Origin of the sequence: Microbacterium koreense (assembly GCF_042677105.1) — a bacterium.
Classification (GTDB): domain Bacteria; phylum Actinomycetota; class Actinomycetes; order Actinomycetales; family Microbacteriaceae; genus Microbacterium; species Microbacterium koreense.
Window position 1 is genome coordinate 2,134,623 of sequence record NZ_JBHTIM010000001.1, and the last position, 14,628, is coordinate 2,149,250.

The 14,628-nt window shown below is 65.9% G+C and carries 15 protein-coding genes; 6 read left to right on the plus strand and 9 right to left on the minus strand.

Features of this window, described 5'->3' with window-relative positions:
- Positions 1-31: 31 nt before the first annotated feature.
- The gene (locus ACFQZV_RS09980; protein WP_378749095.1) at positions 32-1,369 is read right to left on the minus strand and encodes an MFS transporter; all 1,338 of its coding nucleotides are present in this window, start codon (positions 1,367-1,369) and stop codon (positions 32-34) included.
- A 163-nt stretch (positions 1,370-1,532) separates the two neighbouring features.
- A complete protein-coding gene (locus ACFQZV_RS09985; protein WP_378749097.1) occupies positions 1,533-2,444 on the minus strand; it encodes a metalloregulator ArsR/SmtB family transcription factor in 912 nt (303 codons plus the stop codon).
- Between the two features lie 112 nt (positions 2,445-2,556).
- Here ACFQZV_RS09985 and ACFQZV_RS09990 point away from each other — a divergent pair, with 112 nt between their 5' ends.
- Positions 2,557-3,204, plus strand: coding sequence for an IMPACT family protein (locus tag ACFQZV_RS09990; RefSeq protein WP_378749099.1), 648 nt, complete (start codon positions 2,557-2,559; stop codon positions 3,202-3,204).
- Between the two features lie 26 nt (positions 3,205-3,230).
- On the opposite strand, the gene ACFQZV_RS09995 is transcribed toward ACFQZV_RS09990, so the two are convergent.
- Positions 3,231-4,202, minus strand: coding sequence for an NAD-dependent epimerase/dehydratase family protein (locus ACFQZV_RS09995; RefSeq protein ID WP_378749101.1), 972 nt, complete (start codon positions 4,200-4,202; stop codon positions 3,231-3,233).
- A gap of 406 nt (positions 4,203-4,608) precedes the next feature.
- Between ACFQZV_RS09995 and ACFQZV_RS10000 the strand changes: the two genes are divergently transcribed.
- Entirely contained in the window at positions 4,609-5,346 is a 738-nt protein-coding gene (locus tag ACFQZV_RS10000) for a class I SAM-dependent methyltransferase (protein WP_378749103.1), read from the plus strand.
- 371 nt (positions 5,347-5,717) lie between these two features.
- On the plus strand, positions 5,718-6,032 hold the full coding sequence (locus ACFQZV_RS10005; protein WP_378749105.1) for a hypothetical protein: 315 nt from the start codon (positions 5,718-5,720) through the stop codon (positions 6,030-6,032).
- Between the two features lie 451 nt (positions 6,033-6,483).
- Here the strand turns inward: ACFQZV_RS10005 and ACFQZV_RS10010 are convergent, their stop codons facing one another.
- From ACFQZV_RS10010 to chrA, 5 genes are all read right to left on the minus strand, one after another.
- Positions 6,484-6,792 (minus strand): hypothetical protein, encoded by a 309-nt coding sequence (locus ACFQZV_RS10010; RefSeq protein WP_378749107.1) that lies wholly within the window; start codon positions 6,790-6,792, stop codon positions 6,484-6,486.
- Positions 6,793-6,965: 173 nt separating this feature from the next.
- Complete coding sequence (locus tag ACFQZV_RS10015) at positions 6,966-7,601, minus strand: hypothetical protein (protein ID WP_378749109.1); 636 nt, start codon at positions 7,599-7,601, stop codon at positions 6,966-6,968.
- A gap of 279 nt (positions 7,602-7,880) precedes the next feature.
- On the minus strand, positions 7,881-8,276 hold the full coding sequence (locus ACFQZV_RS10020; protein WP_378749111.1) for a type II toxin-antitoxin system VapC family toxin: 396 nt from the start codon (positions 8,274-8,276) through the stop codon (positions 7,881-7,883).
- A complete protein-coding gene (locus ACFQZV_RS10025) occupies positions 8,276-8,530 on the minus strand; it encodes a type II toxin-antitoxin system VapB family antitoxin (RefSeq protein WP_378749113.1) in 255 nt (84 codons plus the stop codon). Before ACFQZV_RS10025 ends, ACFQZV_RS10020 begins: the two co-directional genes overlap by 1 nt.
- 51 nt (positions 8,531-8,581) lie before the next feature.
- Entirely contained in the window at positions 8,582-9,796 is a 1,215-nt protein-coding gene (chrA, locus tag ACFQZV_RS10030) for a chromate efflux transporter (protein WP_378749115.1), read from the minus strand.
- A gap of 86 nt (positions 9,797-9,882) precedes the next feature.
- On the opposite strand from chrA, the gene arsB reads away from it, so the two are divergent.
- The 3 genes from arsB to ACFQZV_RS10045 all read left to right on the plus strand — a co-directional run bounded on the left by arsB (position 9,883) and on the right by ACFQZV_RS10045 (position 12,579).
- Entirely contained in the window at positions 9,883-10,962 is a 1,080-nt protein-coding gene (arsB, locus tag ACFQZV_RS10035; protein WP_378749118.1) for an ACR3 family arsenite efflux transporter, read from the plus strand.
- 35 nt (positions 10,963-10,997) lie between these two features.
- Entirely contained in the window at positions 10,998-11,918 is a 921-nt protein-coding gene (locus ACFQZV_RS10040; RefSeq protein WP_378749120.1) for an AEC family transporter, read from the plus strand.
- A 109-nt stretch (positions 11,919-12,027) separates the two neighbouring features.
- A complete protein-coding gene (locus ACFQZV_RS10045) occupies positions 12,028-12,579 on the plus strand; it encodes an HdeD family acid-resistance protein (protein ID WP_378749122.1) in 552 nt (183 codons plus the stop codon).
- Between the two features lie 63 nt (positions 12,580-12,642).
- Here ACFQZV_RS10045 and ACFQZV_RS10050 read toward each other — a convergent pair whose 3' ends face one another.
- Positions 12,643-14,628 carry a S9 family peptidase gene (locus ACFQZV_RS10050; RefSeq protein ID WP_378749124.1) on the minus strand — a complete coding sequence of 662 codons (1,986 nt, stop codon included), beginning with the start codon at positions 14,626-14,628 and terminating at the stop codon, positions 12,643-12,645.

The following is a 14,628-nucleotide window of genomic DNA, read 5'->3' on the forward strand; positions in this document are numbered from 1 at the left end:
GTAGTCCCGGCCGCCGACACCCGGCATCCGATCACCGCTCCGAGCGAGGCCGACGCGGAGGGTCCATCCCGATCCGGATGCGCGTGCGCTTGCGTTCGACGACGATGAACACCGCACCCACGACCCAGAGCGGCACCTGCGTCAGGAACGCGATGCGGAACGCGTCGAGCGAGTAGGTGTCGGGTGTCCCGGCTCCCTGGATGTCGAGGGCGAGACCGATAAGGAAGATCGCGATGAGCGCCGCAAGGAACCCACCGGCATTCGTGACGCCGGTCGCCGTGCTCAACCGATGCGCGGGATTGTGGGTTCGCGCGTGATCGAAGGCGATCATCGACGCCGGACCGCCCATGGCCAACGCGACCGCCAGGCCGAACAGCAGCCACAGCGGCGCGGGCCCCGGGTAGAGGATCACCGCCAGCCATGCGATCGCCTGCACCGCAACCGCCGGTAGGACGAGCGCCCGCGACCTCAGGTGCGGGATGCGGCGAGAGAGGTCGCCCATGATCGGTCCGAGCGCCATTCCCACGACGACGTAGACGGAGATGACGGCCGAGGCCTGCCCGGGGGTGAGTCCTTCGCCGGCGGTGAGGAACGGCATCCCCCACAGCAGGATGAACGCGGTACCGGCGAACGGAGTGGTGAAGTGCGACCAGAACGCCAGCCGCGTTCCCGGATGGGCCCATGCCGCACGGATGCCGACCCCGGTGTCGATCGTCGACGTGACGACGCGCACGGCACCGGTGTCGGTGTTGACCGAGACGTCGGCTGAGCGTTCGGGCGGGTGATTGCGCACGACGATGAAGATGAGGATGGCGAAGAGGATGCCGAGTCCCGCCACACTTCCGAACGCCACCGTCCACGACGTGGTGTGCAGCAAGGCGGCGAGTGGCGCGAACGCCAGCAACTGTCCGGTCATACCGACGATGCCCGTGAGCTGCACCATGACCGGGCCGCGTTGCGCGGGGAACCAGGTGGCGATCAGGCGCAATACGCTCGGGAACACGGCTGCGTCCCCCGCGCCGAGCAACATCCGCGCAATGAGCGCCATACCGATACTCGTCGAGAACGCCATCGTCGTCTGGCCGATGGCCATCAGGAGCATGCCGGCGATCATGATCGGACGCGCACCCCACCGATCGAGCAATACCCCGACCGGAATCTGCATCCCGCCGTACATCGCCAACTGCACGACCGCAAACATCGAGAGCGTTGCCGCGTCTGCGTCGAAGCGTGCCGCGGCGTCGACACCCACCGCGCCGAGCGAGGTTCGGTTGGTGATGGCGAGGACGTATCCGGCTACGCCGACGACCCAGATCAGCCACGCTCGCCACCCCGGCTCGCTGGCAGAGAATCCGGCGGTGTGCGTCACTCTCTTACGCTACCCGTCAGATTCTGCTCGCCGTCTCGTCGTAATAAGAAGGGTGCCCGCGCCGCATCGACGGCGCGCCCCGAGCCGCCGGTCTATGACCGCGCGGCGGCGCGCGGGGGCGGCTTCTCGGGGGAGTCGCCGCCCTCGCCGTTCCCTGACCTGTTCAGAGCGGTCGCGGATCCTTCTCGTCCACAGTCACGCCCAGCTCCACAAGAAGCCGACGAACTCGGCGATCGATATCGTCGCGCACCGTCCGGATGTCGTCGACGCCGAGCGTGGCCGGGTCTTCCAGTTCCCAGTCGAGATACCGGCGCCCGGGATACACAGGACAGGCATCCCCGCATCCCATCGTCACGACGACATCCGCGGCGCGCACGGCATCGTCGGTCAGTGGCTTCGGGAACTCGTCCCGAAGCCCCACGCCGATCTCGTCGAGCACGCTCACGACATCGGACTGCACGCTGTTTGCAGGGGAGGAGCCGGCCGTGCGCACCCGCACGCGCCCCCCGGCGAGCTGCCGCATGAGACCCGCAGCCATCTGCGACCGCCCGGCGTTGCGCACGCAGACGAAGAGCACGGTCGGCGCCCCGTCCGCATGGTCTGCGGCGCGCGCGATGTCGTCGAGCCGCTCCGCCGCGAGAGCAGCCGCCCGTGAGGCCAGCAGCGTCGTCAGGCCACGTTCGGCCAGCAACGTGCGGCTCTGCGCGACCTGATCGCTGATCGTCTCGCGCCCGAACGTACCGCGATAGCGCTCGACCAATCCGTCGATCACGCGATCCCAGTCGGGCTCATACGCGGCCGCAGGGGCATCGAGGAGCACGCGTAGTCGGTCGCGCGCCTCGGGGTGCACCGAATACCACACGCGACGTCCTTCACGTTGACGCTCGACGAGCCCCCCGGAGTGCAATGCGGCCATATGGTGGCTCACCGTGGGCTGGCGCAACCCGAGTCGAGCGGCCAGTTCGCCCACACGCTCGCGACCGCCCGGTGCTGCGTCGATGATCTGCAGAATGCGAGTGCGTGTCGGATCGGCGGCGACCCGAAGCGCCGACGTCGCCGCTCCGTCGTTATCCATAGATGCAAGTCTATCTCTAGAGAACACGAACGCTTCTGCGGCAGGGGAGTGGTTGACTCGTGGACATGACTCCCGCGCCTGCCGAACGTCGCCGAGAACAGGGGTCAAGCGCATGACCGAGGCGTACCCGGCAACGATCGCGACTTCAATCGAGCGTGAACTGGTGATCCGCAAGTCGAGGTTCATCGCGCGCCTGACCCCGGTGCGGTCGGTCGCCGAGGCGGACGAGGCCATCGGTCGGATCCGAAGAACCCACTGGGATGCGGCGCACAATTGCAGTGCGATGATCACGGGGCTGCGGGGCGATCAGGCACGCTCATCGGATGACGGAGAGCCGGCCGGCACCGCGGGTGTTCCGATGCTCGAGGTGCTGCGACGCCGCGAGCTCACCGATGTCGTGGCGGTCGTCACGCGGTACTTCGGGGGAGTGAAGCTCGGTGCCGGTGGACTGATCCGCGCCTACTCAACCGCTGTCTCCGAGGCACTCGACAGCGCCCGCCTCGTTCATCGGCGGGATCTCACCCAGTTGCGGATCGAGGTCGATCACTCGGAGGCCGGCCGATTCGACAACCTCCTGCGTGAGTCGGCGCCGCAGTGGGGAGCGATCGTCGGAGAAGCCGTATACGGCCGTGGGGTGACACTCGAGGTGTGGACACCGCCGGACGCGATCGAGCGCGTGCGTGCGGAGCTCGCCGCCGCATCCGCCGGTTCCGTCACGGCACTCACGGGGGAGTCACGGATCGTCGATGTTCCCACGTGATGCTGTCGTGCGGGCAACCATTGGGGTCACATGATGAGTGGAGACGGCACGTCCAGTTCACCGCTGTCGATCAGCCAGCGCACGCTTTCCAGAAGTGCAGCCTCGGGGGAGTAGCGCGGCTGATACCCAAGGACACGCTCCGACTTCTCCGTCGAGATGACGTGGTTTCTGCGCAGATGCTCCCAGCTCGAGGATGCGAGCGGAGCAGTGGTGAGCTCCCGGAATCGATCCCACCCGACCGAACGAAGGCGTGCTTCACGCCCGAACCATCGGGCCGCATGATGGGCGAGGCCTGCAGCACTCAGAGCTGTTGTCGAGACGGCGTGGAAATCCTCGCCGCCGGAAGCATCGCGATCGTCGATCGCCCTCTGGAACACCTGAGCGACATCGTCGGCGTGGACATGATGCAGATGCTCCGCGCCGCTGCCGGGGATATCGAGAACCTCGCCGGCGGAGAGCTTCTGCCACGCATGCGGGTCGCGATTGCCCAGCGGACCGATCGGCGTCCATCCCGGACCGACGATCTGTCCTGGATCGATCACGGTCGTTACCAGGCCGCCTCCTGCCGTCTCGGCGCGCATCAGCTCGGCGATCGCCTGTTTCTGCACGCCATAGTCGCCGAGAGGCGGGGTTCCCGCACCCTCTCGGATCGGCGAGGACAGGGACGGCCCGTATCGCCAGATCGATCCACAATGCACCAGGTGTTCGACTTCACCCCGTACGCCATCGACGAGGCGTCGCGCGGATTCCGGCGTGAAACAGAGAAGGTCGACGACGACCTCCGGCTCGAGAGAGCGGATGCGGGGAACGAACTCGCCCACAGCGTCCTCCCGTTCACGATCCGCCGTGACGACCTCGACGTCATCCCACTCGATCGCCGCTACGAAGGGCGAGCTTGTGCCACGGCTGACGCTCACGACGTCGTGGCCGGCGCGGACGAGCCGTGGAACGAGGTAGGAGCCGATCCTGCCGCTGCCGCCGATGACCACGATCCGCACGAATACCCCGTCTCTCACACGCGACTCGACCGCGCGGCAACGTCCACGCTATCGGCTCGAGGAAGCCAGCCGCAGTTGCGTGCCCTATCGCAACCCTGGGGCGCTCGCATGGCTTGGCGCGGGTTTGCTCATCACTATCCCTGTCGCCGCGCTGTTCGGGCGTCTGCGAGTCTTCGTTGACGCTCGTGGCGTCGTCGTGCGCTCCGGTGTCGGCAACATCACCTGCATCACGTGCCGCTGGAGCAGGTCCAGTCGGCGCGGGCTGAGAGGGTGGAACCGGCGCGGTGGGGCGGCACGGGCTGCCGGGTGGGTTCCACGAGCAGCGCGCTGTGTACCGGGCCCATGCCCATGGCACCGCCCACAGCGGTCCGAGCAGCGCGAACTGGCTCGCACTATCATCGGCGGGATGACCGTCGCCAACCTTGCCGCCACTTTCTTGTCGATCGGTTCGGAGTACGACAAGTATCGGCCCGGGTTCCCTGAGGAGATCGTTGCCGCGGTCGCACCGGCGCCGACCCTAACAGCGCTTGATCTCGCAGCCGGAACGGGAAAGTTCACCGAGCAGCTGATCGGCCGCGCCAGAGAGGTGATCGCCGTCGAACCATCCGAGCCCATGCTCGCCGAGCTTCGCCGCAAGCTTCCCGAGGTTCACGCGTTGATCGGCACCGCGGAGGCGATCCCTCTCCCAGACACATCATGTGACCTCGTCACCGTGGCACAGGCGTACCACTGGTTCGACCCGGACCTCGCGTCGCGCGAGCTACTACGAGTGCTCACACCGGGTGGCCGTCTCGCATTGATCTGGAACGGCCCCGACCGGCGGTGTGAGTGGGATTCCGCTGCATACGCAATCGCCCATCCTCCCGCCGACTCCGAAGACGGAGTCGAGCTCCCGGAGCTGGAAGTTCCAGGGTTCACCCAAGTCCAGACGATCCGCGTCGGCTGGACGGAGAAGATTTCCCGCCGGGACTACCTGAATCGGTGGCTAACGGTGAGCACGTTCCTCGCAGCCGACACCGCCACGCGAGCGACGATGATGCAACAGGTAGAGGCCGTGCTTGACGCGCACCCGGAGACACGTGGCCAAGACATCTTGCAACTGCCCCACCACACCGACGCGCTCGTTTACGAGGCATGCGCTTGACAGTCCGAGCCCTCACACCGCCGTGCTCGTACAAGCCGTCGCGAACCCCGAGAATCTTCTGCTCGGTCACGCCATCACGGCCGGGTTCGAAGATGATCATCTGATTCGGGTTGCCTCGTTGCTCCTTGGTACAGAGGCTCGTCGCAGAGAGAGACGCTACTTGACCGACCCGCCGCAGGCCCGCACGCGACTATGGCCAGGTGAGAGGCTGTTCTTCTCTCTATGCGCAGCTCTTGCACATACAGTTGTTTTGATGGTGAAGACGCCACGCGGTTCTTGAACAACTCTCGTCCTTCAACGGGGTTGACCGCGAGCTGAATCTCCGCCCAACGGTGGAGGCGACGCGAACCCGTCGCGCATATGGTGAAACCATGAGCGACGTGATGGGGTGGGGCACGATTCTCGTCGTGCTTGCCATCCCCGTAGTGTTCGCATGCGTCGGGTACGCGCTGAGACGCCGGTCCAAGGCGGATGGGGTGCCGCAACCCTCATCAGGGGGCTTGCTCGGCTTCGACGAGCTGTTCCACCCGAGCGCTCATAGCGCGCGAATCGTTTGGGAAGCTGAACAGGAAATCACGGTTCCCGCACCGACTCCTGACAAGGGTCCAGGAGTCATCGAGGCTCATATTCGCATCGTCCTGGAGGTTCACTCGCCATCTCCCGAATCGGAGCGGCCGGTCCGCTGAAGCTGCGCTCTGTGCGCGAACTTCTCGACACAGCCTGGCGGACGAGAAGCGGGGGAGGGGCGCGTCTTACCCGCTTTCTCTCTATGTGTGAGCACGGAGCGGACCTCCTTCGCAGAACCTCGATGAGCTTTGCCCCACTGCACCCGGACCACGCCATAATCGCCGAAGTAGGCGGCTCGGTGATTGCGAGACAGATCGACGAGCTGCAGAGCGACTGATCGAAAACACCTGGTCAGGAGGCGCACCATCGGCAACTGCGGACTTGCGAGAAGCCAATGTCACTTCATGACCAGCCCAAAACCCGCACGCAACTAAAGCCAGGTGAGAGGCTGTTCCGCGGGGAAGGGCGTGTCTTACCCACTATCTCTCTATCTGCTGGTTGACGAACCGACGGACGGGTGCTCGACGCTCATCGCCGCTCGGCGCGGAAACCGTCCGAAGCCTTCCGCACTCATGGCGCATCAAACCATTGCGCGTCTCCACAGCTCGCGGCCATTCCTCGAGTCCGATCCTCGTCGGCACTACCAACATCGCCATAAGTGATAGAGCGGGTGCTACTCGTTGACCACAGTTCGAGTGCACTACGCCAGTACTCGATGTCGATCACATCGTCCGACTGTTCTGCGGCAACGATGGTCGACGTCACCGCACACTCCCACCAGAAGTTTGCTCGTTCTGCAGCCACGGTCGCTTCGTAGTAGTCGGAGTCGTTGATCACGCTCAGGGGGATCTCGGCGGGAAAGGGAAACGCCTCGGGCACGGGGAGAGGCCACACATCGACCGTTGTTTCCCCACGCTTCCTGCGCCCCATCGAGCGTGGTCGCCGTTTCCGGCATCACTGCGCGAACCGCCGAATCGTCAGCGAGAACCGGAGTCGCCGCAGTGACAGGCTCTGCAGCGCAACGTCGGGTCCAGACGCCCACCCCGCAGATGCTAGTCGCCTATCTGGGGCTGGTTGGAACAGGGGTATTCCTCGACGAGAGGTAGTTCGACGGCTGCCCCGTTTGGCACACCAACGTAGCTCACCTCTATGTCGCTTCCTCGGGCTTCCACCTCGAAGTCACCGGCCGCGAACGGACGGTCAAAGTCGTTGCCCGCGATGACTGCGACCTGAGTCACCGTGATCCCGTTGCGCACTCCGATGAAGCTCCCGCCGCCACCCACCGGCTCGATCGCCACGTAGCCACTCTCGCATCCGTCCAGACGTAGCGGCGTCACCTTTGTGTCTGAAAGGAGTGGCAGGAGCGCGATTATGATGACGAGCACCAAACCGGCGACGACTGCCAGCGGAATCTTCAGTACTAACCAGATGTCCTTCACGGGCAGCAACAGGAACGCCAAAGATGTGAACGCGACTACCCCGATCATCATGGCGATACAACCGATCTGGGCGCCCGAAACGGAACCAATGAGCACGTGCATGGAGGGATTCATCAGCGGCACCGCGACCATGACGATGACAAGGCAGCTCACCACGATAGCGGCGAGGATCCAACACAGGATTGCTCTCAGGCGGTGACGGGTCGGTGCAGCCTCCTGAAGGGTGGGCCTGGCAGACGGTGCGTCCATCCCGCAAATCTTCTCGATCGGGCCGCCCGGCTAACTTCGAAACAGCTGTGCATCGGAAACGCGCGGATCATCAGGCCGGAGGAGCACCGCAACGAGCATCGCAGTCCAGACAGCGCGGACTACAATAAACCCTGGCCAGAAAGCCTTTCAGGGGAGCGGCCGGAGGAGTACCCGTTTCCGCAGCAATTACGAGAATCGCAGATAGTGCAACCTCAAGCTGACATAATGTGCATTATCGGCTAATTCGCACACGCGCTCCACATGGGACGGCGTGTGCCGTCAGAGCACCGCAGCGATGTCCGTGCGCCGGAAGTCATCACCCTTGAACAGCAACGGAGCGCCACGATGTGCGGCCAACGCGTAGGAGAAGCAATCACCGAAGTTCAGCGCGGCGCTGTGACGCCCCTTGCCGAAACGTCGCCACGCCGCGACGGCGATTGCTGATTGCGACTCGTCGACCGCAACGACGTCGAAGTCGACGGCCTCGATGAGGCGCGTCAGATCCCGAGCAGCCTCGATGCCTTGGCGCGCCTCGGCGACCAGCGCACTCTCGACGAGGGTCGTCGCACTGACCGCGACCGCACCCGCGTGCGCCGTGAGAACGGACGCGTACACATCGGCATCCTCCTCACCGAGCACGACTGCCATGAGCGCCGACGTATCGACCACGATCATCACGACGGCAGACCGCGCGCGTCGTAGCCGATGATGTCGTTCGCACTTCTTTCATCCGACGAGGTGCGTGCGCGACCGCGCTCGATGATCTCCGCGAGTTCGTGCCGGACGACCGCCTCGGCGCCGCTCGCCCGCACGCGGCGCAGGCGTTCTTCGATCGCCGTGCGCGCCGCGACAGTGATGCTCTCCCCCGTCGCTGCCGCCAGTTCGCGAGCAAGTCTGTCGGTCTCCGCATCCTTGATGTTGAGCGCCATGATCAAACTCTAGCTGATAAGGAAGAAATATATATCGTAAGGAAGAAAGTGTCACGCCGCCATCGCCGTGATCACCACTCCGCCGCCTGCCCCGACGAGCACGACCAGCCACGGCGGCAGACGGAACGACGTCAGCAACACGAAGCACACGACGGCGAGTGTGAAGCTCGCGCGATCCACGACCGAACTCGTGAACAGCGGCATGTACAGAGCAGCAGCCAGGATGCCGACGACCGCCGCGCTGGCGCCGCGCATCAGACCTCCCGCCCATTGCCGGCGACGCAGCGTGTTCCAGAACGGAAGCACGCCGACCAGCAGCAGCATGCCGGGAAGGAAGACGGCAATCAGGGCCACGACAGCGCCGATCACCCCACCGGGGCCGGTTGAACTGAGCGCACCGAGATAGCCGGCGAACGTGAACAGCGGACCTGGCATCGCCTGTGCCACGCCATACCCGGCAAGGAACTGCGATTCGCTTACCCAGCCCGGCTGGACCACACCCGTTTCGAGCAGCGGGAGCACGACGTGGCCGCCACCGAAAACGAGGGCGCCCGCCCGGTAGAACGCGTCGACGAGCGAGGCTGTGCCGTTCCCCGTGGACGCAGCGACGACCGGCAGCGCGATGAGCGCGCCCACGAACACCACGAGCGCTGTGATACCGACACCCGTCCGCACCGGGAAGGCGATGAGCGTTCCTTCGCCGGCGGGCTCGCCCCGGCACAGCAGAACCCCGCCGATCGCACCGACGAGGATGGCAGCCACCTGGCCACCTGAGCCGGTGAACAGCAGCGCGATGGCGAGAGCGACCACGGCGATACCGGCGCGAGGACGGTCAGGGGTGAGTGTTCGCGCCATCCCCCACACCGCCTGAGCCACGATCGCCACCGCGACGATCTTCAGCCCGTCGATGACACCGCCACCCCAAGGCCCGGCGAACAACGACGCGCCGTAAGCGAAGGCCACCATGAGCGCCGCCGACGGCAGGGTGAAGGCGACGAAGGCCGCGATCGCCCCCCACGTGCCGGCACGTCGCAGTCCGATGGCGAATCCGACCTGACTCGACGCCGGGCCGGGCAAGAACTGGCAGAGCGCGACCAGGTCCGCGAACGAGACATCGTCGAACCACCTGCGGCGCTCGACGAACTCGGTGCGGAAGTACCCGAGGTGCGCGATCGGACCGCCGAACGACGTCAGGCCGAGCTTGAGGAACACGCGGAACACCTCCCCCGCCGTGCCACGTTCGGAGATCGCCGCTTCGTCGTTCATCGGGTGAACCCTATCGGGCCGACGCGAACGCGAATCCTCATGCTGCGCGTTTGCACAAAAGCATAGATGTGCATCAATATAGTTTCATGACCGATCTTGCGACCGAGGCCTCCCCCGGCGTCCGCAGACTCTCGACCCTCGACCGCTGGCTCCCGCTGTGGATCGGCCTCGCGATGGTCGCTGGACTCCTGCTGAGCCAGTTCGTCCCCGGCGTGTCGACGCTCCTGGCACACATGGAGATCGGCGGGATCTCGATCCCGATCGGCCTGGGCCTCCTCGTCATGATGTACCCCGTGCTCGCGAAGGTGCGCTACGACAAGGTCGCCGCTGTCACCGGCGACAAGCGCCTGCTGGTGTCTTCGCTCGTGCTGAACTGGCTCGTCGGACCCGCGGTGATGTTCGCGCTCGCATGGATGTTCCTTCCCGACCTGCCCGAGTACCGCACCGGACTCATCATCGTCGGCCTCGCACGCTGCATCGCCATGGTCGTCATCTGGAACGATCTCGCCTGCGGGGACCGCGAGGCTGCTGCCGTGCTCGTCGCGATCAACTCCGTCTTCCAGGTCGTCGCCTTCTCCCTGCTCGGATGGTTCTACCTCACGGTGCTCCCGGGATGGCTCGGCCTCGACACGCAGGGCCTCGACGTGTCGGTGTGGCAGATCGCGCTGAACGTCCTCGTCTTCCTCGGCATCCCTCTCGTCGCCGGCTTCGCCTCGCGGTGGATCGGCGAGAAGCGTCGCGGCCGCGAGTGGTACGAAGAGACCTTCCTCCCTCGCATCGGCCCGTGGGCGCTGTACGGGCTCCTCTTCACGATCGTCCTGCTGTTCGCGCTTCAGGGAGAGCAGGTCATCGCGCATCCGCTCGACGTCGCGCGCATCGCGCTGCCGCTTCTCATCTACTTCTTCGTGATGTGGTTCGCCGGCATGCTCCTGGGACGCGCACTCTCGCTCGGCTATGCCCGGTCGACGACGCTGGCGTTCACCGCCGCGGGCAACAACTTCGAACTGGCGATCGCCGTCGCGATCGGCACATTCGGGGCGACCTCCGGCGAGGCACTCGCCGGTGTTGTGGGACCGCTCATAGAGGTGCCCGTCCTCGTCGGGCTCGTCTATGTCTCGCTGTGGCTCAGGCGGGTCTGGTTCAGCACGCCCGACCCTCTGCGCTGACGTTCCGCGTGCCGACGGTTCCCTAGGCTGGACGGGTGCTCGATTCGCTCACGGGGTTCGCCGTCATCGGCGTCGCGATCTTCGTCGGGTGGATCCTCGGCCGGATCGACCTTCTCGGTGAACACGCCAAACCGGTCCTCGCTCGGCTGACCTTCTTCGTCCTCTCCCCGTTCTTGCTCTTCGTCGTCTTGGCGCAGGCAGACGTGCGGATGCTGTTCTCGGCGCTCCTCCCCGTGTCGGCGATCGCGGCCGTTGCCGTGATGGTCACGCACGCCCTCATCGCGCGCTGGATGTGGCGTCGATCGACAGGCGAGTGGGTCATCGGCGCCCTCAGCGCCGGCCAGGTGAACTCGAACAACATCGGCATCCCCCTCTCGCTCTATCTGCTCGGAAGCGCCGCCTTTCCCGCACCCGTGATCCTGTTGCAACTGCTCGTGTTCACGCCGGTGACCTTGGCGATCCTGGATGCGGTGACCGCCGGCCGCACCACGTTCTGGCGGACCGTCGCCCGCACGGCGACGAATCCGATCGTCGTGGGATCGGTGCTCGGCACGCTCGTCTCGGCGAGTGGCATCACCCTTCCGCCGATCGTGATCGAGCCGATGACCCTGATCGCGAATGCCTGCGTTCCCGTGCTGCTGATCAGCTACGGAATCTCGCTGTACGGGCAGCGCGTTCTCGGATCCGCCGGCCGCCGGCGCGACATCGTGCTCGCCACGTTCCTGAAACTGGTCGCCATGCCCGCGGTCGCGTGGGCGGTCGCTGAGTTCGTGTTCGCCCTGCCGCCCGCCGATGTGCTCGTCGTCGTCGTCCTCGCGGCGCTACCGACCGCGCAGAACGTGTTCAACTACTCCCAGCGTTACGACGTCGGCGAGTCCATCTCGCGCGACACCGTTCTCCTGACCACGATCGGATGCGTTCCCGTCCTCCTGCTCGTCACGGTCCTTCTCGGGTGAGTCCGGGGTGATCGTAGGCCCCGACACGCGCGGCGCCGATAGCGATCCCCCGCCGTAGCGCCTAGACTTCGAGACTGACCCGTTCAGGAAACTCCCAGGAAGGACACTCATGTCCACCGCATCCCCCGCTGAGAAGTCTGCCGTCAACGGCATCCGCACGGCTCTGGGCATCGGCGGAGTGCTCGCACTCATCGTCGGTATCCTCATCCTCGTGTGGCCCGGGCGCACGGCCATGGTCGTCACCGCGATCATCGCGATCTACGCCATCGCCGCCGGCCTCGTCTACGCCGGACTCGGCATCTTCTCCAAGACCAAGGGCGGATGGGCACGTGTGGGCCACATCGCGCTCGGCGTCCTGTTCATCATCGCCGGCATCGTCGCCTTCGCGAACCTCGGCGCCACGACGGCGTACCTCGCGGTGTTCCTCGGCATCCTCGTCGGAATCATGTGGGTCATCGAGGGGATCGTCTCACTGACCACGCTGAGCGACGCCAGCTCGAAGGGCTGGACGATTTTCTTCGCGATCATCAGCATCATCGCGGGTATCGTCCTGCTCTTCTCGCCGTTCTACATCGTCGCCCTCTGGTGGCTGCTCGGCATCTCGCTGATCGTGCTCGGCATCATCAACGTCATCCGCGCGTTCACCTTCAAGGGCGCCTGACCCTCGTCGCGACACGAAACGGCGCCCCGAAGCCGGGGCGCCGTTTCTGTTCGCTGCGCGGAGTCACACCGGAAGGTGGCGACTCCACCAATCGAGAACCGCGGAGAACCGCTCGCGGCGATGTCGTGGCGACCCGGATCGGGTCAGCTCGTGGTCTTCCCCTGGGAAGATCAGCATCTCCGCCTCGACACCACCGCGCAACAGCGCGCTGTAGTAGCGCGTGGCCTGCTCCAGGGGGCAGCGGAAGTCGAGCTCGGAGTGGATGACGAGCGTCGGGGTGTCGACCTGATCGACGACGACCATCGGGCTCTGGCGTGCGATGGCATCGGGCGTGACCCCGACGTACTCATCCCCGAAGAACGATCCGATGTCGCTCGTGCCTTGGAACGACACCGGATCGAGGAATCCGCGTTCGACGATCGCCGCAGCGAAGCGGTGATCGTGCGCGATCGTCCACGCCGTGAGGTATCCCCCGTACGAGCCGCCCATCACACCGACCCGCGAGCCGTCCAACGACGAGTCGGATGCGATCGCCCCATCGAGGAAGTCGATGACGTCGGTGAAATCGACGGTGCCCATTGCTCCTCGGATGCTGCGGCCATGATCTCGGCCATATCCTGCCGACCCGCGGGGGTTGCAGTAGACGACGGCATACCCCGCGTCGACGAGCACCTGGGTCTCATCGAACAGGTGAATGCCGTACGCGGCATACGGCCCGCCGTGGATCTGGAGGATGACCGGGTGGGGCCCCGCACCCTCCGGGGCAGCGACCCATCCGTGAATCGGATATCCATCGCGCCCTTCCACCGTGAGCTCGCGTGGTCGCACGATTCCCGTCGCCACCGCACCACCGCCGAAGTCGGTGACCGTTCGGACTCCCGCCGCACCGATGACGACGAGTTCGCCGAACGATTGGGCGGTCGCGGTGGCGACGACCACGACACCGTCAGCAACGGCGTGGCCGGTCGTCTCGACATCGCCGCCGAAGACCTCGTGCACGGCGCCGAGTTCGTCGATACGGACCAGTCGTACGCGGCCACGTGTCCGGTCGTGCGCGTACAGCGATCCGTCGGGAGCGTGGCTGACGTGCGTGCCCGGCTCGCCGATGTCCAGGCCGTCCTGTGGGGTGGCGCGGCTCAGTCCGCTCGACGCGTCGAGGACCCAGGCGGCCACATCGGGCGCGATGAAGTCCTGCCCAGCCGAGCCGACCTCGAACCCCACGATCCCGAGACGCTCGTCATCGATACGGAACAGCCCGTCGACGCTCAGCTGACTATCTCGGCCGAGCAGCACTCGCGGCTCTCCCCCATTCATCGGTACGGCGATCACACGGGACCGAAGATCCCGCCGACTGGGCTCGATGTCATCGACGACAGTGGCGATCGCTTCGCCGACGAACACCACTCCCGCGTGCGAACCCTTGCCGTGGGTGAGCTGCTCAGGCTCGACGGGAATCGTCGCCGCAGGTGTGGGCGACTCCCCCTCCGCGTGCAGCGCCGGGGCCGGGTCGTACAGCGGCTCGCCACCGAGGTCGGGTGCGGCGACGACGAAAAGGTGCGCGGGCCGGTCCGCCATGTACCCGACGCCGTTCGCGAGCCACCGGACACCGGAGACGTGCCGCGGCGACTCCGCTTCGGCGGTCAGCCCGTCGATGGTCCCATAGCGACCCGCATCGGGCACCCGCGCGATGAAGGCCAGCCGTGCCCCGTCGGGGCTCCATGCGAACTCCGAGACGCCGAGCGCGGTATCGGTGATCTGGACGGGCTCGCTGCCCGCGGCATCCATGACGAAAACCTGCCGACGCCCGCGCGCGTCGACACGCAAGAACGCGAGCCGGTCTGCACGCGGGGACAGCTGCGGCGCGGCATCGGCGACGCCCCGGCTGATCCTGCGCGGGGTTCCGTCGGGAAGGTCGACGCGCCAGATCTGACCGACGTTGCGGTTGGCGACGAAATCCGGGCGCGACGTTGCAAAGACCGCGAACGAGGCATCGGGGGCGATGTCGGGCCGGCCGACGGCGATGAGGGCCTCGAGGTCGTCGGCGCGCAC